This window comes from Streptomyces flaveolus (assembly GCF_000716535.1).
GTDB classification, from domain to species: Bacteria; Actinomycetota; Actinomycetes; order Streptomycetales; family Streptomycetaceae; genus Streptomyces; species Streptomyces flaveolus_A.
This window is the reverse complement of sequence record NZ_JNWV01000014.1, coordinates 1-18,073: the sequence shown is the minus strand read 5'-3', so window position 1 is coordinate 18,073 and position 18,073 is coordinate 1. Positions and strand designations below refer to the sequence as shown.

14 protein-coding genes and 1 tRNA gene are annotated in these 18,073 nt (G+C 70.8%); 4 read left to right on the top strand and 11 right to left on the bottom strand.

Annotated elements, in window-relative coordinates:
* Positions 1–232 precede the first annotated feature (232 nt).
* Positions 233–2,434, top strand: a complete 2,202-nt coding sequence (locus OO52_RS16150; RefSeq protein WP_030644660.1) for an elongation factor G-like protein EF-G2 — start codon at positions 233–235, stop codon at positions 2,432–2,434.
* Positions 2,435–2,645: 211 nt separating this feature from the next.
* Positions 2,646–4,292: a hypothetical protein gene (locus OO52_RS16145; RefSeq protein ID WP_030644658.1), complete on the top strand. Its 1,647-nt coding sequence runs from the start codon at positions 2,646–2,648 to the stop codon at positions 4,290–4,292.
* A 105-nt stretch (positions 4,293–4,397) separates the two neighbouring features.
* On the opposite strand, the gene OO52_RS16140 is transcribed toward OO52_RS16145, so the two are convergent.
* A complete protein-coding gene (locus OO52_RS16140) occupies positions 4,398–4,961 on the bottom strand; it encodes an HIT family protein (protein ID WP_030644656.1) in 564 nt (187 codons plus the stop codon).
* A 67-nt stretch (positions 4,962–5,028) separates the two neighbouring features.
* On the opposite strand from OO52_RS16140, the gene OO52_RS16135 reads away from it, so the two are divergent.
* Complete coding sequence (locus OO52_RS16135; protein ID WP_030644654.1) at positions 5,029–5,703, top strand: potassium channel family protein; 675 nt, start codon at positions 5,029–5,031, stop codon at positions 5,701–5,703.
* A 28-nt stretch (positions 5,704–5,731) separates the two neighbouring features.
* On the opposite strand, the gene thrS is transcribed toward OO52_RS16135, so the two are convergent.
* The 3 genes from thrS to OO52_RS16120 form a co-directional block, all read right to left on the bottom strand.
* Complete coding sequence (thrS, locus tag OO52_RS16130) at positions 5,732–7,708, bottom strand: threonine--tRNA ligase (RefSeq protein WP_030644652.1); 1,977 nt, start codon at positions 7,706–7,708, stop codon at positions 5,732–5,734.
* A 114-nt stretch (positions 7,709–7,822) separates the two neighbouring features.
* Complete coding sequence (locus OO52_RS16125; protein ID WP_030644650.1) at positions 7,823–9,043, bottom strand: hypothetical protein; 1,221 nt, start codon at positions 9,041–9,043, stop codon at positions 7,823–7,825.
* Positions 9,040–9,606 (bottom strand): DUF4365 domain-containing protein, encoded by a 567-nt coding sequence (locus OO52_RS16120; RefSeq protein WP_030644648.1) that lies wholly within the window; start codon positions 9,604–9,606, stop codon positions 9,040–9,042. The genes OO52_RS16125 and OO52_RS16120 overlap by 4 nt, the downstream gene beginning before the upstream one ends.
* Before the next feature lie 168 nt (positions 9,607–9,774).
* On the opposite strand from OO52_RS16120, the gene OO52_RS16115 reads away from it, so the two are divergent.
* Positions 9,775–10,500, top strand: coding sequence for a 3'-5' exonuclease (locus OO52_RS16115; RefSeq protein ID WP_030644646.1), 726 nt, complete (start codon positions 9,775–9,777; stop codon positions 10,498–10,500).
* Between the two features lie 55 nt (positions 10,501–10,555).
* Here the strand turns inward: OO52_RS16115 and OO52_RS16110 are convergent.
* The 7 genes from OO52_RS16110 to OO52_RS16080 form a co-directional block, all read right to left on the bottom strand.
* Positions 10,556–10,627: transfer RNA gene (locus tag OO52_RS16110), tRNA-Val, on the bottom strand.
* Between the two features lie 39 nt (positions 10,628–10,666).
* The gene (locus tag OO52_RS16105) at positions 10,667–11,113 is read right to left on the bottom strand and encodes an SRPBCC family protein (protein ID WP_030644644.1); all 447 of its coding nucleotides are present in this window, start codon (positions 11,111–11,113) and stop codon (positions 10,667–10,669) included.
* Between the two features lie 153 nt (positions 11,114–11,266).
* Positions 11,267–14,005: a hypothetical protein gene (locus OO52_RS16100; RefSeq protein ID WP_030644642.1), complete on the bottom strand. Its 2,739-nt coding sequence runs from the start codon at positions 14,003–14,005 to the stop codon at positions 11,267–11,269.
* 120 nt (positions 14,006–14,125) lie between these two features.
* Positions 14,126–14,716 (bottom strand): hypothetical protein, encoded by a 591-nt coding sequence (locus OO52_RS16095; protein ID WP_030644639.1) that lies wholly within the window; start codon positions 14,714–14,716, stop codon positions 14,126–14,128.
* 4 nt (positions 14,717–14,720) lie between these two features.
* On the bottom strand, positions 14,721–15,596 hold the full coding sequence (locus tag OO52_RS16090) for a carbohydrate ABC transporter permease (RefSeq protein WP_030644637.1): 876 nt from the start codon (positions 15,594–15,596) through the stop codon (positions 14,721–14,723).
* Positions 15,593–16,552 (bottom strand): carbohydrate ABC transporter permease, encoded by a 960-nt coding sequence (locus tag OO52_RS16085; protein ID WP_030644635.1) that lies wholly within the window; start codon positions 16,550–16,552, stop codon positions 15,593–15,595. The genes OO52_RS16090 and OO52_RS16085 overlap by 4 nt, the downstream gene beginning before the upstream one ends.
* 11 nt (positions 16,553–16,563) lie before the next feature.
* The gene (locus OO52_RS16080) at positions 16,564–17,847 is read right to left on the bottom strand and encodes an ABC transporter substrate-binding protein (protein ID WP_030644633.1); all 1,284 of its coding nucleotides are present in this window, start codon (positions 17,845–17,847) and stop codon (positions 16,564–16,566) included.
* Positions 17,848–18,073 lie beyond the last annotated feature (226 nt).

The following is an 18,073-nucleotide window of genomic DNA, read 5'->3' as shown; positions in this document are numbered from 1 at the left end:
GGCGGGCACCCACAGCCGCGCCGGGAACCGGCGCGTGCCGCTGCGCGCGGGGTGTGCGTGACGCGATCGGTGCCGCGTACTCACCCTGCGCGCCCTTCGCGGTCCTTCGTATGGACGCGACGTGACGGGAGTGGAAAGCTCGAATAACCGCGGGCGTCGCCGGAGCCGCCGCACACGCGGATCCCGCGTGTCCGCGCCCACAGTGACCTCACCGTGCACGGGAGGCAGGATCATGGGCGACAAGGCACAGACACACCACCCCGGGGCCGCCGGCAGGGCTCTGGCGGCCGACCGACCCGCGTCCGTACGGAATGTGGTGCTGGTCGGCCACTCCGGCTCGGGAAAGACGACCCTCGTGGAGGCCCTCGCGCTGACCGCGGGGGCGGTGAACCGGGCAGGGCGCGTCGAGGACGGCGGCACCGTCTCCGACTACGACGACATCGAGCACCGGCAGCAGCGCTCGGTGCAGCTCTCCCTGGTGCCGGTCGAGTGGGACGGCATCAAGATCAACCTCCTGGACACCCCGGGCTACGCCGACTTCGTCGGTGAGCTGAGGGCCGGTCTGCGGGCGGCGGACGCGGCCCTCTTCGTCGTCTCGGCCTCCGACGGCGTGGACGGCTCGACCAGGATGGTGTGGGAGGAGTGCGCGGCGGTCGGCATGCCCCGCGCAATCGTGATCACGCACCTGGAGGCCGCGCGCGCGGACTTCGAGGAGATGACCCGGACCTGCGCGGAGGCATTCGGCGGTGACGACCCGGACGCCGTCCTGCCCCTGTACCTGCCGCTGCGCGGCCCCGAGGGCCCCGACGGGCACGCGCCCGTGACCGGGCTCATCGGACTGCTGTCGCAGAAGCTGTTCGACTACTCGACCGGGGAGGGCAAGGAGTCCGAGCCTGGCGAGGACCAGCTGCCGGACATCGAGGAGGCCCGCAACCGGCTCATCGAGGGGATCATCGCGGAGAGCGAGGACGAGACCCTCATGGACCGCTATCTGGGCGGCGAGCAGGTCGAGGTCAAGACGCTGATCGAGGACCTGGAGCGGGCCGTGGCACGCGGTTCGTTCTTCCCCGTGCTGGCCGCGGCCCCCGCCGCCGAGGGCGCCAGGCAGGGCCTCGGCACGCTGGAGCTGCTGGAACTGATCACGCGCGGCTTCCCGACCCCGTTCGAGCACCCGCTGCCCGGGGTCACCACCATCGGCGGCGAGCCGCGCGAGCTGAAGCCGTGCGACACGGACGGCCCGCTGGTCGCCGAGGTCGTCAAGACCTCCTCCGACCCGTACGTCGGCCGGCTCTCGCTGGTCCGCGTCTTCTCCGGCACCCTGCGCCCGGACCAGACCGTGCACGTCTCCGGGCACGGCCTCGCCGACCGCGGGCACGAGGACCACGACGTGGACGAGAAGGTCGGCGCCCTGTCCATGCCCTTCGGCAAACAGCAGCGCCCGGTCACCCACGCCGTCGCCGGCGACCTGGTCTGCGTGGCCAAGCTCGGCCGCGCCGAGACCGGCGACACCCTGTCCGCCAAGGACGACCCGCTCCTGATGGAGCCCTGGCAGATGCCCGACCCGCTGCTGCCGCTCGCCATCCACGCGCACAGCAAGGCCGACGAGGACAAGCTCTCCCAGGGCCTGGCCCGGCTGGTCGCCGAGGACCCGACCATGCGCCTGGAACAGAACCAGGACACCCACCAGGTCGTCCTGTGGTGCCTGGGCGAGGCCCACGCCGACGTCGCCCTGGAACGGCTGCGCAACCGCTACGGCGTGCAGGTCGACGTCGTCCCGCACAGGGTCTCCCTCCGGGAGACGTTCGGGACCCGGGCCGCCGGGCGCGGCCGGCACGTCAAGCAGTCCGGCGGCCACGGCCAGTACGCCATCTGCGAGATCGAGGTCGAACCGCTGCCGGGCGGCTCGGGCATCGAGTTCGTCGACAAGGTGGTCGGCGGCGCGGTGCCCCGCCAGTTCATCCCGTCCGTCGAGAAGGGCGTACGCGCCCAGGCCGCCAAGGGCGTCGCCGCCGGCTACCCCCTGGTCGACGTGCGGGTCACGCTGGTGGACGGCAAGGCCCACTCGGTGGACTCCTCCGACGCCGCCTTCCAGACGGCGGGCGCGCTCGCGCTGCGCGAGGCCGCGGCGGACGCGAAGATCCATCTGCTGGAGCCGGTCGCGGAGGTGACCGTCCTGGTCGGCGACGACTACGTGGGCGCCGTGATGAGCGACCTCTCCGGCCGTCGCGGCCGGCTGCTCGGCACCGAACAGGTGGGTACCGGGCGGACGTTGATCCGCGCCGAGGTGCCCGAGTTCGAGATCGGGCGGTACGCCGTGGACCTGCGCTCGCTCTCGCACGGCACGGCCCGCTTCGACCGGAGCTACGCCCGGCACGAGCCGATGCCGCCGCAGATCGCCGAACGCATCCGCGAACAGGCCGGGGACGAGGGATAGTCCGCCGGCGCACGACCGGCGCACGGGCGGGCGGCTTCGGCCGTCCGCCCACGCGTTGTCGGTGCCGGCGGATACGCTGATCACCTGATGTCGTCGTGCCGCAACCGACCGGCAGCCGACCGGTGTCGGCACGGCGACCGGTCCAACAGGTGTGCGGAGCAGGGAAGTCGGGAAGGCCGCAGGAACGGCACCGGCGGCGATGGGGGCGGGAATGTCGTTTGGAACGGAGTGGGACGGGCCCCAGGTACCCGTCTCGGGCGACGAGGGGCAGGCGGCGACCTCCGCGCTGGCCTCCGCGGCGTACCGGGACAGCCCGGTCGAGGAGATCAAGAAGGCCGACAACGAGTGGCACCAGTCGACCGTCAAGCCCGGCCGGATCAAGCTGTTCCGGCCCAACCTCGGCGAGGCGTTCTCCCGGGCCCTGGTCGACCGGATGCTGGCCCCCGGCCGCAAGCCGCTCATCCAGTCCTTCGGCTCCGAACCGCAGTTCGTCGTTGAACACGCCCTGGCCGCCAACAACATCCGCCGGGAGCGCGACAACCGCCTGACCGCCATCACCGTCGTCTGCGGCCTGCTCTTCCTGCCCGGGATGATCGGCTGGCTGCTCGTCTTCCAGCTGCGCACCTTCGTCGCCAAGCGCGACGACAAGCGGGCCGGGGCACTGGGCACCGCGCTCCTGCTGGGCGTCGGCGTGCTCGCCGCGCTGTTCCTGCTCAAGATGCCGTTCTCCGGCTTCTGGGCGTGGTACGCCCGCGCGTCCGTGGTCGTCCCCGTGCTCGGCTGGCTCTGGGCCAAGCAGATCTGCGAGCGCACCGCCAAGGACCTGCGGGCCCGCTGGGACGGCCTGCTCTCGGGCACCAGCGTCGGCGCCAAGGTCCCGGAGGCCGTGCCCCGCGGCCCCGGCCAGACCGCCGCGGAGGCACTGCGGCAGTCACTGGCCCGGCTGAGCGCCGAGCAGCAGTCCAACTCGGTCTTCTACGCCGGCCCCAAGGGCATACTCGGCATGGGCACCCGCTGGGGCGCCTGGCAGCTCGCCGAGGACCTCGTGCCCGCCGACCCCGGCCGGGAGATCCACCCCTTCCGCAGCTGGGACGTCATCCGCGCGATCCACGACCAGCTCACCCTCCTGGAGCGCGGCCCCCTGAACACCGGCGGCTTCCCCAAGCCGTCGATACGGCACTGGATCGTCACCCCGATCGGCGAGAAGGCCACGGCGGTGTCCCGGCCCGAGGGCACCGACGTCGAGGCCTTCCAGGTCAAGCCGCACGCCATACAGGAGATCTGCAACAAGCAGCAGTTCGGCAGCGGCGACCGGCACTACCTGGGCGTGCAGTGGACCCTCTGGGACGGACAGCTGGTCATCACCATGCTGATCACCGTGACCGTGCTGCACGAGACCCTGCGCATCGAGGTCACCGGGCACGCGCTGGGACCGGTGAACCCGCTGTTCACCAGCAAGCCGGAGGCGCCGACCAAGGAGGTCGCCAAGTCCCTCAAACCCTGGGAGAACCGCACGATCAAGCTGCCGCTGGTCACCACCGACGAGGTCGTACGGCTCGCCGTGCGCGCCCCGCTGACCTGGTACCCGCCGCTGCTGAACTGGCTCGGCGGCTCGCTCGGCCTGCCCGAGCCGTTCGGCCTGCGGCACGCCTGGGCCGACCAGCCGTGGCGCCACCGCTTCATGGCCGACGACGCGTTGCGCGCGGCGACACCGGTGCTGCGCGTGGTCCACTCCGCCGCGATCAAGCTGCTGGAGGAGAACGGCGTGAACACGGAGAAGTTCGGCGCCCGCTCGGCCTTCCTCAGCGGCAACGTCCAGGACCCGACACCGAAGAAGGCCGACCTCTACGACGCGTAGGCCCGCGGCGGTTCGGCCGGTGCGGGGGCGTGGGGCCGCGGCCCCGGACCTCCGCATCGCCCGTGACCGGCAGACGGTCTCGTCCTCGCACGCGGGGCAGGCGGGTCAGGCCGCCGTCGGCCACGCCTCCGCCAGCATCTTCCGGGTGTCCGCCAGCAACTGCGGCAGCACCCTGGTGTGGCCCACGACCGGCATGAAGTTCGTGTCGCCGCCCCAGCGCGGGACGATGTGCTGGTGCAGATGCGCGGCGATGCCTGCCCCCGCGACCGTGCCCTGGTTCATGCCGATGTTGAAGCCCTGTGCGCCGGACGCGGTCCGCAGGGCGGTCATCGCCTGCTTGGTCAGCTCCCCCAGCTCGGCGGTCTCCGGCCCGGTCAGATCCGTGTAGTCGGCCACATGACGGTACGGCACGGTCATCAGATGGCCGCCGTTGTACGGGTACAGGTTGAGTACGGCGTACACATGCTCACCGCGCCGGACGATCAGCCCGTCCTCGTCCGACTTGGCCGGAATCGAGCAGAAGGGGCAGCCGTCGCCGGCCCCCGGGCCGGTCGGCTTGTTCTCGCCCTGGATGTAGGCCATCCGGTGGGGCGTCCACAGGCGCTGGAACGCGTCCTGCGTCCCCACTCCGATCTGCTGCTCCGGCTCACTCGTCATGCTAGGCAGCATATGGCTTCACCCCTTCCCGGCGTGTCGCCGGGGCGGCCGGTGGACGGTCTCCGGCCAAGCTTGGCCGGTGGACGACGACGGCCGTACGCGTCGCTGGGAACGCTGGGAGGGGCGCGCCGCGCTGCCTCTCGGCGTCGCGTCGCTGCTCTACCTCGCCGGCTACGCGGCGCACGTGCTGGTGCCGGGCCTGCCCCCGATCGCACACGACCTCCTGCGGGCGGTCATCGGGGCCGCCTGGGCGGTGTTCGTCGTCGACTACGCGGTGCACTGGCGGCTGAGCGGCCGCGGGCTCGGCTTCCTGACCCGTCACTGGCTGGACACTCTGGTCATGCTGCTGCCGCTGCTGTGGCCGCTGCGGATCGTGCGGCTGTACGACGTGGTCCGGCGCAGGAGTGGCCGCGCCCGGCTCACGCTGCACGCGCGCGTGGTGCTCTACGCCGGCCTGTCCGCGCTGCTCCTGGGCTTCTCCGGCGCGCTCGCCGTGTACCAGCAGGAACGCGGGGCCCCGCACGCCACGATCCGCACGTTCGGCGACTCGGTGTGGTGGACCTGCTCCACCCTGGCGACCGTCGGCTACGGCGACGTCACCCCCGTCACCCCCTGGGGCCGCACGATCGCCGTGGGCCTCATGGCCTGCGGCCTCGCCCTGCTGGGCGCGGTGACGGGGTCCGTCTCGTCGCTGCTGCTCCAGCGGTTCTCCCAGGAGGGGGACGAGGACAGGGAAGGGCCCCCGGGACCGTGATCCCGGGGGCCCTCGAGGCTCAGGCCGTTCAGACCTGGGACCGCTCCTCGACCACCTTCGCGATCTTCGCGATGGCCTCGTCGAACGGGATGCCGTTCTCCTGCGAGCCGTCGCGGTAGCGGAAGGACACCGAGCCGTTCGACATGTCCTCGTCGCCCGCGATGACCATGAAGGGCACCTTCTGCTTCTGGGCGTTGCGGATCTTCTTCTGCATGCGGTCGGAGGAGGAGTCCACCTCGACGCGCAGGCCCTGCTTCTTGGCCGCGGTCGCGAACTTCTGCAGGTACTCCACGTGCGCGTCACCGATCGGGATGCCGATCGCCTGGACCGGGGCCAGCCACGCCGGGAAGGCACCCGCGTAGTGCTCCAGGAGGACGGCGAAGAAGCGCTCGATGGAGCCGAACAGCGCGCGGTGGATCATGACCGGGCGCTGCTTGGAGCCGTCCGGACCGGTGTACTCCAGGTTGAACCGCTCGGGCAGGTTGAAGTCGAGCTGGATGGTCGACATCTGCCAGGTCCGGCCGATGGCGTCCTTGGCCTGCACCGAGATCTTCGGGCCGTAGAAGGCGGCACCGCCCGGGTCGGGGACGAGGGGCAGGCCCTGCTTCTCGGCGACCTGGCGCAGGGTCTCGGTCGCCTCCTCCCAGACCTCGTCGGAACCGACGAACTTCTCCGGGTCCTTGGTGGACAGCTCCAGGTAGAAGTCGGTCAGACCGTAGTCGCGCAGCAGGCCGAGGACGAAGGTGAGCGTCCTGTCCAGCTCCTCGGACATCTGCTCACGGGTGCAGTAGATGTGCGCGTCGTCCTGCGTGAAGCCCCGCGCGCGGGTCAGGCCGTGCACGACGCCCGACTTCTCGTACCGGTACACGGTCCCGAACTCGAAGAGGCGCAGGGGCAGTTCGCGGTAGGAACGGCCACGCGCGTCGAAGATCAGGTTGTGCATCGGGCAGTTCATGGGCTTGAGGTAGTAGTCCACGCCCTCGTCGAGCTGCATGGGCGGGTACATGCCCTCGGCGTACCAGTCCAGGTGCCCGGACGTCTCGAAGAGCTTCCCCTTCGTCGCGTGCGGGGTGTAGACGAACTCGTAGCCCTCTTCCTCGTGGCGGCGGCGCGAGTAGTCCTCCATGACCCGGCGGACGATGCCGCCCTTGGGGTGGAAGACCGCGAGGCCGGAGCCGATCTGCTCGGGGATGGAGAAGAGGTCCAGCTCGGAGCCGAGCTTGCGGTGGTCGCGCTTCTCGGCCTCGGCGAGGAAGTCCAGGTGCGCCTTCAGCTCGTCCTTGGACGGCCAGGCGGTGCCGTAGATGCGCTGGAGCATCGGGTTCTTCTCGCTGCCGCGCCAGTAGGCGGCCGCGTTGCGCATCAGCTTGAACGCCGGGATCAGGCGGGTCGACGGCAGGTGCGGACCGCGGCACAGGTCCTTCCAGCACAGCTCACCGGTCTTGGCGTCCAGGTTGTCGTAGATCGTCAGCTCGCCGGCGCCGACCTCGACGTCCGCGCCGTCGTCGTGCGACGCCGAGCCCTTGAGGCCGATCAGCTCCAGCTTGTACGGCTCGTCCGCCAGTTCCTCGCGGGCCGCCTCGTCGGTGACGACACGGCGGGAGAAGCGCTGCCCGCGCTTCTGGATCTCCTGCATCTTCTTCTCGATGGCCTTGAGATCCTCGGGCGTGAACGGCTTCTCGACGTCGAAGTCGTAGTAGAAGCCGTCCTTGACGGGCGGGCCGATGCCCAGCTTGGCCTCGGGGAAGAGTTCCTGCACGGCCTGCGCCATGACGTGCGCGGTGGAGTGGCGCAGGATGTTCAGGCCGTCCTCGGACGAGATCTCGACGCCCTCGACCTCGTCGCCGTCGGACAGTTCGTACGCCAGGTCCTTCAGCTCGCCGCCCACGCGCGCGGCGATGATCGAGCGCTCGCCCGCGAAGAGGTCGGCGGCCGTAGTGCCCGTCGTCACCACGCGTTCTTCCCGCTCGGAATCGCGTTGGATGATCACACGGACGTCTGACACCGGTCTCTCCTGACTGAAGGTGGGGTGCGGCGCCATACCAGGAGCGCGCGCACAGGCGATCGTACCGACCCGACGGCACCGACCGCGAAACGGTCACCTTCGGTCACCCGCCCGTCACGCCTCCCCGCACGCCTCCTCGAAGAAGTCGAGGTTCTCCTGGAGGGACTTCAGCAGCCGGTCCCGCTCGGCCTCGTCCACCTGCACGGGGACGACCCCCGAGGCGCCGGTGAGCCTGCGGAAGCCGCCACGGCGCTCCAGCCGGCCGTGCACGCGGACGGGGAGGCCGACGAGGTGGGCGTGGCCGGCGATGCGGTAGTCCTCCTCGTCCAGGGTGACCCGGACGTGCGGGACGTCGGCGCCGGCGAGGACGCGCAGGCGTACGGTGCCCTCGCCGCCGGGCCCGGAGCGGCGCATGCGGACGACGGCGCCGGTGACGCTGACCGGGACGGAGGGTTCGGCGCGCAGGTAGCGGGCGGCGGCCTCGCGGAGCGCGGGCAGGTCGCCGGGTGAGAACTCGACGGGTTCGGCGGAGGGGGCGCAGCCTTCCGGGACGCCGGCGCCGGGTGCCCAGGCGACGGCGACGCGCGCGCCCTCGGTGCCGCGGACGAGGGTGGCGAGCGCCTCGGTGAGTTCCCGGCTGACACCGGCCTCGACGGCGCCGTCGAAGGCGTCCATCCCGCCGGTGGCCCGCCGGTAGTCGATGGCCTCGCGGGCGGCGTGGAGGGCCTGGTGGAGGCGGACGGCGAGGGGGCGGCCGGTGGGCACGGGGACGAAGGCGGTGAGGGTGCGGCCCTCGGTGGCGGGGCCGACGAGGACGTCGTCGAGGAGGGCGGCGGCGGAGCGGCGGTGGCGGGCGCCGTAGTAGCCGGCACACGCGCGCGCGGCGAGCGCGGCGGCGAGCAGCGTCTGCCGGGCGGCGCCGCGCAGGTCGGCGTCGGCCGTCCAGGGGGCGGCGCCGGCCGGCCCGCTGGGGGTGTCACGCCACCAGCGGATCTCGTCGCTGGGTACGGCGAGGGAGATCAGGACCTCGCGCGCCGAGGGGGTGTGGCTGCGGGCGAGGGCGTCGAGGGCCTCGCCGAGCAGGTCGTCGCTGTCGGGGAAGGCGCGGCTCTCGGGGACGAGCAGACTGGTTCCGCCGCCACCGCCCGGGCCGGGCGGGGTCCAGCGGCCGTACCGGCCGGGTGCTCCGCCGCGCCGCTGCCAGCCGTGCCGGTGCAGCAGGGCGCCGAGTACGGCGGGGTCGACGTCGGCGGGCTGGGGAGGCCGGTTCCAGGGGAGGTCGTCGGGGTGCGGCCGGAGCTGCCGTACCGGCTCGTCGAAGGGACGGTTCCTCATGGTCTGCCTCCCGTCCCGACGCGCGTCATGATCTCGCAGAGCGCCCGGTCGTCGAAGATGCGCGAGGTCGGTATCCGCACGGTGGTCCGGTTCCGGCCGGTGATGGGATGGCCCGCGAGGTTGATCCAGTAGCAGCAGTGCCTCAGGTCGAGGCGGTCGTGGCTGGCGCGCAACCAGTCGTCCTGGGAGCGCGGCACGAGCATGACGACCAGGATCTTGTGGACCGAGACGGGGGTGCGGGCGAGCTTGCGCAGGTGGTCGTTGTCGAGGGTGAAGGAGAAGGTGCGCCCGGGTGGGCTCGGCGGGACCTGGTAGGTGGCCTTCAGCTGCACCTTGATCGTGACCTCGTCGTCGACGGTGTGGCCGGGTGCGCTGTGGCTGACGTGCCAGTCGATGCCGTTGTCCGGAAAGGGCTGGGACAGCGAGCAGCCGGCCGCGGCGGCGACCGCGTGCAGATAGCCGACCTGCAGTGTCTCCATGCAGGCGGTGGTGGCGAGCGAGCCGCGAAGGTGACCCGGACGTTCGGGCAGCAGCCCGCCCCGCTCGGGCTGCGCTATGGCCATGACCAACAGCCTTCCAAGGCAAGGGTTTCCCCAGTGCGGGCCGCTGAACTGCAAAGACCCGTACTCCTGTTGTCTCCTCCCGGCGTACGGCGCAAACGGCCCGGGTATCACCAAACGGGCAGAAGACGGAACGTCACCTGCCGTCGGTGAACGAGGAGTTGGGTTGGGATGACGACCTGGTACGAGGGGCCGCTGGCCGCCTTCGACACGGAGACGACGGGCGTGGACGTCGAGACCGACCGGATCGTGTCGGCCGCCGTCGTCGTCCAGGATGCGCCGGGGACCCGGCCCCGGATCACCCGGTGGCTGGTGAACCCGGGTGTGCCGGTGCCAGAGGCGGCGACGGCGGTGCACGGGCTGACGGAGGAGCACCTCCAGCACAACGGGCGCTGGCCGGCTCCGGTGATGTACGAGATAGCCGAGCAGCTGGCCGAGCACGCGGCGCTGGGCCGGCCGTTGGTGGTGATGAACGCGCCGTTCGATCTGACGCTGCTGGACCGGGAGTTGCGCCGGCACCGGGCGTCGCCGCTGGACCGCTGGTTCGAGTCGGTGCCGCTCAGGGTGCTGGACCCACGGGTGCTGGACAAGCATCTGGACCGGTACCGCAAGGGCCGGCGCACGCTGACGGACCTGTGCGCGCACTACGAGGTGACGCTGCAGGACGCGCATGACGCGGCGGCGGACGCGCTGGCCGCGATGGACGTCGTACGGGCGCTGGGCCGCCGGTTCGCGGCCCGGCTGGAGCGGCTGTCCCCCGCCGACCTGCACACGCTGCAGGCGAACTGGCACGCGGCGCAGGCACGGGGCTTGCAGGCGTGGTTCGCCCGCAGCGGCTCGGAGGAGGTCGTCAGCACGGAGTGGCCGCTCAGGCCGGAGCTGCCGGCGGCGGCGTGAGGGGCCCGGCGGCATGAAGAAGGCCGGTCCGCTGCGGCGGACCGGCCTTTCCCGGTGGGCGATACTGGGTTCGAACCAGTGACCTCTTCGGTGTGAACGAAGCGCTCTCCCACTGAGCTAATCGCCCGGGAACGCACTGAACAATACAGGTCCCGGCGGGGTTCCTTCAAACCGCTCGCAGGTGCCGCAGCAGTCCGCGCCGCCCGGCCCGCATCATCAGCCGGTGGTTGAGGCGGAAGAGCGGCCGTCCCGGTACGGCGAGCCGCCTGAGCAGGGGCTTGCGGACACGGACCTCCTGGTCGTACCGGGCAAGGGTGCCGGGGCCGGCGGGGGTGACCGTCCAGCGGGCCCAGCCGTCGATGTCGCCGCACAGGGTGACCTCCAGGACGCCGGCGGCCGGGTCCCGGCGGGTCTCCCGCACGGTGGACGTGAGGGCGTACGGCAGCGCGGACCGGATGGTGATCACGCCGGTGCCGTCGTCCAGCCGGGTCACCGCCCGCACCTGGGGCCACCAGCGGGGATAGTCCTCGGCCCGCTCCAGTGCCGCGTACACGGTCGCCGGCGGGGCGGGCAGGGCCCACACGCTGCGGAAGCGGTAGTGGTTCCAGTCCATGGGTCGAGTGTGGCGCGCGCACACGTGGAGAACACACGCGCACGTCTGAGTACGGGTACTCATGCGCCGGGCCGTGGCCGGCGTCACACTGGGGGCGCGAGCGCCGCCGCCCGTGCAGCGGCGCTCCCCCAGTCCCGGCCCAGGCAGTCCCGGTCAGGCCGGCATCTTGTCGCCGAGCAGCGCCAGGTTCTCGATGGCGGCGAGGCCGTAGAGGACGGTGTCGTTGGTGGACACCCAGGCCGCCTCGCTCCCCGCGACCAGGGTGGCCGGCCCGGTCAGCTTCTCGGTCCTCCAGGGGGAGGACTCGGTGTAGCCGTCGGAGCCGTAGAACTTGGCCCAGGCCCGCCTGGCGAGGGCCGCGTCGCCGGTCCGGACGGCGGCGTAGGCGTCGAGGCGCGAATGCCCCTGGAAGAGCAGCAGGCTGCCGAAGTCGGAGCCGTAGCGGGCCTTCTGCTCGGCCTTGGTGGCGTTGAAGTAGCGGCAGTAGTCCAGGTAGGCCTCCGTGAACTCCGGCATGTCGACGAGGTGGATCAGCTCGGCGCACAGCTCGTTCAGCCCGAAGACGGCCGACAGGTGGGAGACGGAGACCACCGGCTTGTCGGCGACGGCGAACTCACCCGTGTCGAGGTCGTACAGCCCGCTGCCCTGGACGAAACCGTTGGGCTGGGCGGCGATGCCCTCCATGGTGGACAGGACGCGCGCCTTGGCCTTCTCCCACTTGGGTCCCTTGCGTTCCCACTCCGTCAGCCAGGCCGACACCAGGCCGCTCCAGTCGGTGCCGAAGCCGATCGAGAGGGCGTGCCGGTCGGGGGTGTAGGGGTCGGTGCGGACCTTGCGCTGCGGGTCGAGGACGAGGAAGGTCTCGTCGGAGTCGACGTTGGCGTGCATGAGGTCGCCGACGCGTTCGTCGGCAGTTAGGAAGTAGTAGAAGCGCCGGTACGTCGTGTTGGCGATGCGCTGCTGCTTGGCACTGTCGGCGAAGTGCTGGACACCGTGCCGGGTGCCGAGGCCGGCCCATTTCCCGAGGTGGTAGACGTCGACCTCGCCGGTGTGCCGGGTCATCGCCTCGGCGAAGCGGAAGATGTCGGACCGGCCGGAACGCAGGTACGCGTACCAGAGCCACAGGTCGGGCGAGAGTTCGGAGTTGTCCCAGGCGTAGCCGCCGATGTCGTACCGCCACACGTGCCGGGCGGAGTCGTAGGTGTGCATGATGTCGCCGTAGTCCCAGAAGCCGTACCAGCGGCGCATCTCCACCTGGTCCTTGTAGTAGGTGAAGAGGAAGTCCAGGTGGTCCTCGATCTTCGCCTTGGCCGGGGTGGAGCGGTCCGGCTCGGCGAACAGGCCGGGCCCGAAGACCTTGGCCTTGATGAGCTGCCGGGGCGGGGCGGCGAGCTGGGGCAGCACCCGGACGGCCTCGGCCTGCCGAGCGAGGGTCTCGGCGGCAGGGGTGGAGTCGTTGGCCCAGAAGAGAAGTTCGGAGGTCCGGGCGATGCCGTAGGGGGTGCCGAACCCGGGCTCGTAGTCCTCGTAGGTGATGTTGAGGCCTTCGAGCTGTTCGGCGTAGGTGTCCTGGCCCCTGCCGTCGTGGTAGAAGCGCAGGTCCATGGGCTGGGCCTCGGGCGACCAGAGCCAGAGGGTGACGGTGGCCGCGTCGGTGTGGGCGTCGCGGATGTCGAGCTGGGCGGGGAACTTCTCCCAGAAGTCCCGCAGGCCGAAGGAGAGGCCGCCGCTCGCGCCGCCGACGTAGCCGAAGCCGGAGGCGCGCCGGCCGCCGCCGGCGGTGATCCAGCCGTGGCCCTTCTTGGTGCGCTTGCGGACGGTGAAGCCGTCGGCGGAGAGCTGGGCGAGGGTGTGGTCGCCCCAGTGCGGGACGTACTGCAGGCGGGTCGTCACCCGCTGGTCCCAGGTGGCCGGGTCGGGCAGCTTCTTCCCCTCGTACTGCGCGGCCTGCACGGCGGCGCCGGGGTCGCGGCGCAGTCCGGTGATGCCCTGGACGGCCTCGCGGAACAGACCGGTGCCCTCGCCGCCGAGGCGGATGTGGCGGTCGTAGGCGGCGTCGCGCATCGGCACGGTGAAGCGGACGCCGAGGCCGCGGATGAAGTCGCCCGAGGCCTTGCCGGGTTCCTGGGTGCCGTCGTAGGTGATGGTGTGCACCATGCGGAAGGAGTCGGAGCCGGCGTAGAAGTAGAGGCGGAGGGAGAACGGCAGCCAGCCGCGGTCGCCCTTGCGGTGCTTGCCGTCGACGCGGACGACGGCCCGGACGGGGCCGTCCTGTTCGACGGTGACCTCGGAGATCGCGCCGTCGAACCGCTCGGTCCTGACCGTGCCCTGGTCCTCGTCCTCGATCTCGGGCTGCCGGATCAGGACGAGCCTGCCGTTCCTGGCGATCTCCGTGGACCCGCGGGTGACGGACTTGACGATCGTGGACCCGTTCCTGCCGATCTTCGCGGTGATGACGCCGGTGGAGACGTCGATGGTGCCGCCGCTTGTGCCGACGGTCACCTCCTTCACTGGTGCGGTGGGGGTGCCCGCGGTGAGCGTGAGCTTCCCGCTGCCCGAACTGACGGCGTGGGCCGTCCACTTGAGGGAGCCGTCGGGCCAGTAGGCGAGCGGCCAGGTCTGGACGGGGACGGCCTCGCCGCCGGCGTCCGTGACGGCGAAGGTCTGGTCCTCCCCTTGGGCGCCCATGGGCCAGGGCACGCCGACGGTGGCGCCGGGTGCCGCGCCGAGGCCGCCGTCCTCCAGCCAGTCCAGGGTCACCGGGTCGGCGCCGTCGCCGGCGGCTCCGGGCGCGGCCTCGGCGTTCCTGGCCCCCAGGGCCCAGCTGAACTGGGCGGCGGCTCCGGCGACGGCGGCGGCCTTGAGGAGGGACCTGCGGGGGATGGGAGACATGAGCCTTCCTTCCGTACGGTTCTGGTCAGGGGCATGACAGGAGGAGGTACGGCGCTCAGGGCACCGACCTTGCGTGACGGGCACCGCGGGCTTCAGCGGCGCCGGGTACCACCGGCGGGCTCAGCGGCGCCGGTACCGCTTCTCGACGGCGACGGCCGCCGCGGCGACGGCCCCCAGTACGGGAACCGCCAGCGGGGCGATGAGCAGGGCGGACGTGCAGGTCAGAACGGCTCCGCCGACGAGCAGGAAGGAGCCGGCGGGATCCCGGACGGTACGCCGCCCGGCGTCGGCGAGCAGCACCCGCCAGCGCTCCCCCGGCGCCCAGACCGCCGCCGCCCGCAGCCCGGCCACGGCCAGCCCGAGCAGCGCGAACAGTCCTACGGCCCCGACCAGCGGCCCGCCGGGCAGCCCGGCCCGCACGGCCTGGACGTCCACCCAGGCGAGCAGCGCGGCGACCCATCCGGCGACGCCGACCACCCACCCCCCGCGCAGCGCGGACCGGAAGTCGGCGATGAACTCCCGCCACCCGCCGCCCTCTTGAGCCGTACGGCGGCGCAGGTGGCGGGCGCCGGCGGCGAACGCGGCCGGGTAGGTGACGATCCCGAGGCAGGCCACCGCGATCCACACCCCGGTCAGCAGGCATTCGGCGAAGACGCCGAAGCCCTCCGCGAACGCGGATTCCCTGCGCGGCTTCACCCGTGCTGAGGACATGCGCTCAGCCCTTCAGTCCGGAGGTCGCCATGCCGTCGATGAGGTAGCGCTGGAAGGCGAGGAAGAACAGCAGCACGGGCAGCAGCGCGACCAGGGACATGGCGATCATGCCGCCGTAGTTCGCGGCCACACCGTCGGAGTCGCGGAACATCATCAGGCCCAGGGAGACGGTGTACTTGCCGGGCTCGTTGAGGTAGATCAGCGGGCCCATGAAGTCGTTCCAGGCGTTGATGAAGGTGAAGATCGCGCTGGTGATGAGCGCGGGCCGGCACAGCGGCAGCACGACCGACCAGTAGATGCGCAGGTGCCCGCAGCCGTCCAGGCGGGCGGCCTCGTCCAGCTCACGGGGCAGGTTCCGCATGAACTGCACCATGAGGAAGACGAAGAAGGCCTCGGTGGCGAGGTACTTGCCGATCAGCAGCGGCACATAGGTGTTGACCAGCTCCAGCTTCTGGAACATCACGTACTGCGGGATCAGCAGCACGTGGTACGGCAGCAGGAGCGTGCCGATCATGAGGGAGAACAGCAGGTTGCGCCCGGCGAACCTGATCCGCGCGAAGGCGTACGCGGTCAGCGAGCAGGAGATCAGGACGCCGACGACCGCTCCGCCCGCGTAGAAGAGGGAGTTCTGGAAGAACGTCCAGATCGAGATGTCTGCGATGCCGTCGGCGAGGCCCTTGAAGTTGGACAGGACCGGCCGGGACGGGAACAGCGTGAGGCTGTTGATGATGTCCTTGCTCGGCTTGAAGGAGGCGCCGATCACCCAGACGACCGGGTAGAGGATGACGGCCAGGATCAGCAGGGCGCCGAGGTGCCAGGCGAGGGAGCCGGTGCGCCGGCGGGTCGGCGCGGACTGCTTGGTCGTGATGGTCGCACTCACCGGGCGCCCTCCTCGTAGTGCACCCACTTCTTCTGCGACCAGAAGAGGACGGCCGTCACCAGGGCCACGGCGAGCAGCAGCATCCAGGCCATGGCGGAGGCGAAGCCCATCTGGGAGTTCTTGAAGCCCTGCTGGTAGAGGTAGCAGGTGTAGACGAGCGTGGCGTCGGCCGGTCCGCAGTAGGTGTTGGACACGACGTAGGCCGAGCCGAAGATCTGGAAGGAGTGGATGGTCTCCAGCAGCACGTTGAAGAAGAGCACCGGGGAGATCATCGGCAGGGTGATGTTCCAGAACTTCCTGAAGGGGCCGGCGCCGTCCATCTCGGCCGCCTCGTACAGCTCCCTGGGCACCTGCTTGAGCCCGGCCAGGAAGATGACCATGGGCGCCCCGAACTGCCACACGGTCAGCGCGACCAGGCAGTACAGCACCCAGTCGGCGTTGCCGACCCAGCCGCCGACGTGGAAGCCGAGGAAGCTCTGCGTACGGTCCACGACGGCGTCGTCGGAGAACAGCGACCGCCAGACGAAGCCGACCGAGACGCTCGCGCCGATGAGCGAGGGGGCGTAGAAGGCGGCCCGGTAGAAGGCCTGGCCGCGCCGGCTCTGGGCGAGGAGCAGGGCGACGCCGAGGGCGAGCAGCAGCTTCAGCGGGGTGCCGATGACGACGTACTTGGCCGTCACCTCCACCGACTTCTGCCATCGCGGGTCGTCGAACATCTTGGTGAAGTTGTCGAACCCGACCCACTTCGGGGTGGTGAAGAGGTTGTAGTCGGTGAACGCGAAGTACAGCGAGGCGGTCATCGGGCCCGCGGTCAGCAGCAGGAAGCCGGCGATCCACGGGGACATGAAGAGGTAGCCGGCGAGGTTCTCCCGCCGCCGGCCCGGCCGCCCCGCCTTCGCGGTGGCGGCCGAGCGTGCCGCGCGGGTCGCGGGCACCGAGTCCTTGACGAGCGTCACGGCGGTTCCCCTCAGGCCTGGAAGGCGGCCTCGGCCTCGGTGAAGAACTGCTTCACCGAGTCCACGACCTTCGCCTTGCCCTGTCCGAGGTCGCCACCGATGCGCAGGAAGGCGGCCTCGATGGTGTCGGCTCCGGAGGGGTGCGGGGTGATCGTGCCGAGGACGCCGGACTTGGCGGTGTCCTCCTCGTACTGCGCGATCTCCTTGTTGACCGCGTCGGCCGGCTGGTAGGCCTCGTACTGCTCGGTGCTCGCGAGGATGCCCCGGTCGTAGCCCATGATCTTGCCGACCCTGGGGTCGTGGACCATGAAGTCGATGAACTGCGCCACCTCCTTGGGGTGGGAGGTGTGGGCGGAGGCGCTGAGCATCAGGGAGGCGAGGTACTGGCCGGTGTGCTGGCCGTCCGTGGTGGGGATGGGGGCGAGGCCGTACTCGCTGTCGCCCTCCGCGGAGTAGCGGACGGTGAAGTTGTCCCAGGTGAACTCCGAGGCGCCGTGACCGGCGGAGAGGGAGGACTTGGGCTGGTCCTGGGAGACGACCTTCGGATCGGTGACGTGGCCGGCCTTGACCCGGTTGTAGCCGTCGGTCCACCACTCCGTCAGGTCGGCCTTGTCGAAGCCGAGTCCGTCGTCGGTGAAGAACGCCTTGCCGTTCTGACGGAGGTAGAGGTCGTACAGGTACATGATGGTGAAGTAGCCGGTGTCCCCGGGGATCTTCGTCTTGTCGTGGATGGTCTTCAGGGCCTTGAAGTACTCGTCCCAGGTCCAGCCCGGCCGCGGCTCGACGCCCGCCTTCCGGAAGACCTTCTTGTCGATGACGAGCGCCATGGTGTTGGAGCCCACGGGAACGCCGAGCTGCTTGCCGTCGACCTCGCCGACCTTCGTGACGCCCTCGCGGAAGTGATCCAGGCTCAGATTTCTGGCCTGCACCTGTGACTTCAGATCGAGGAGAATTCCTCGCTTGTCGTATTTCCTAAGGAATGTGACGGCGTTTTGGAAAACGTCCGGGGGATTTCCTCCGGCGGCCTGCGTCTGGAACTTCTCCCAGAAGGACTGGTACGTCTGGAAGTCCGTCTTGACCTTGATCTTCGGGTACTTCTCCTCGAAGAGCGCGATGCTCTGGTTGATCTTCTTGGCCCGCTCCTCGGCACCCCACCAGGAGTAACGGATCGTCACCGTCCCGTTCCCGGAACCGCTGTCGCCTCCGCACCCGGTCGCCGCGGCGAGCCCCAGCGTGGCCGCCGACGTCCCGGCCGCCTTCAGGATCGTACGCCTGTCAAGATTCCTGGTTCCCACAGTCGGGCCCTCCCCGCAGCATCGTCGCCGCGCGCCTCATGAATCGTTTCAAGTAAGCGCTTGCTGGCACAAGTTACGGAGGGGTCCGGGGTGCGTCAATGATTCGGACAGGATTTTCTTGCGGGCGGCGGGAGCGGCGGATCGGCCTGCCGGCCGTTCCCGCTGGTGAGGGGGGAGGCTGGGGGGAGGTGACCGGCGGGCCGAACGTGGGGGGGGCGGGCAGGGG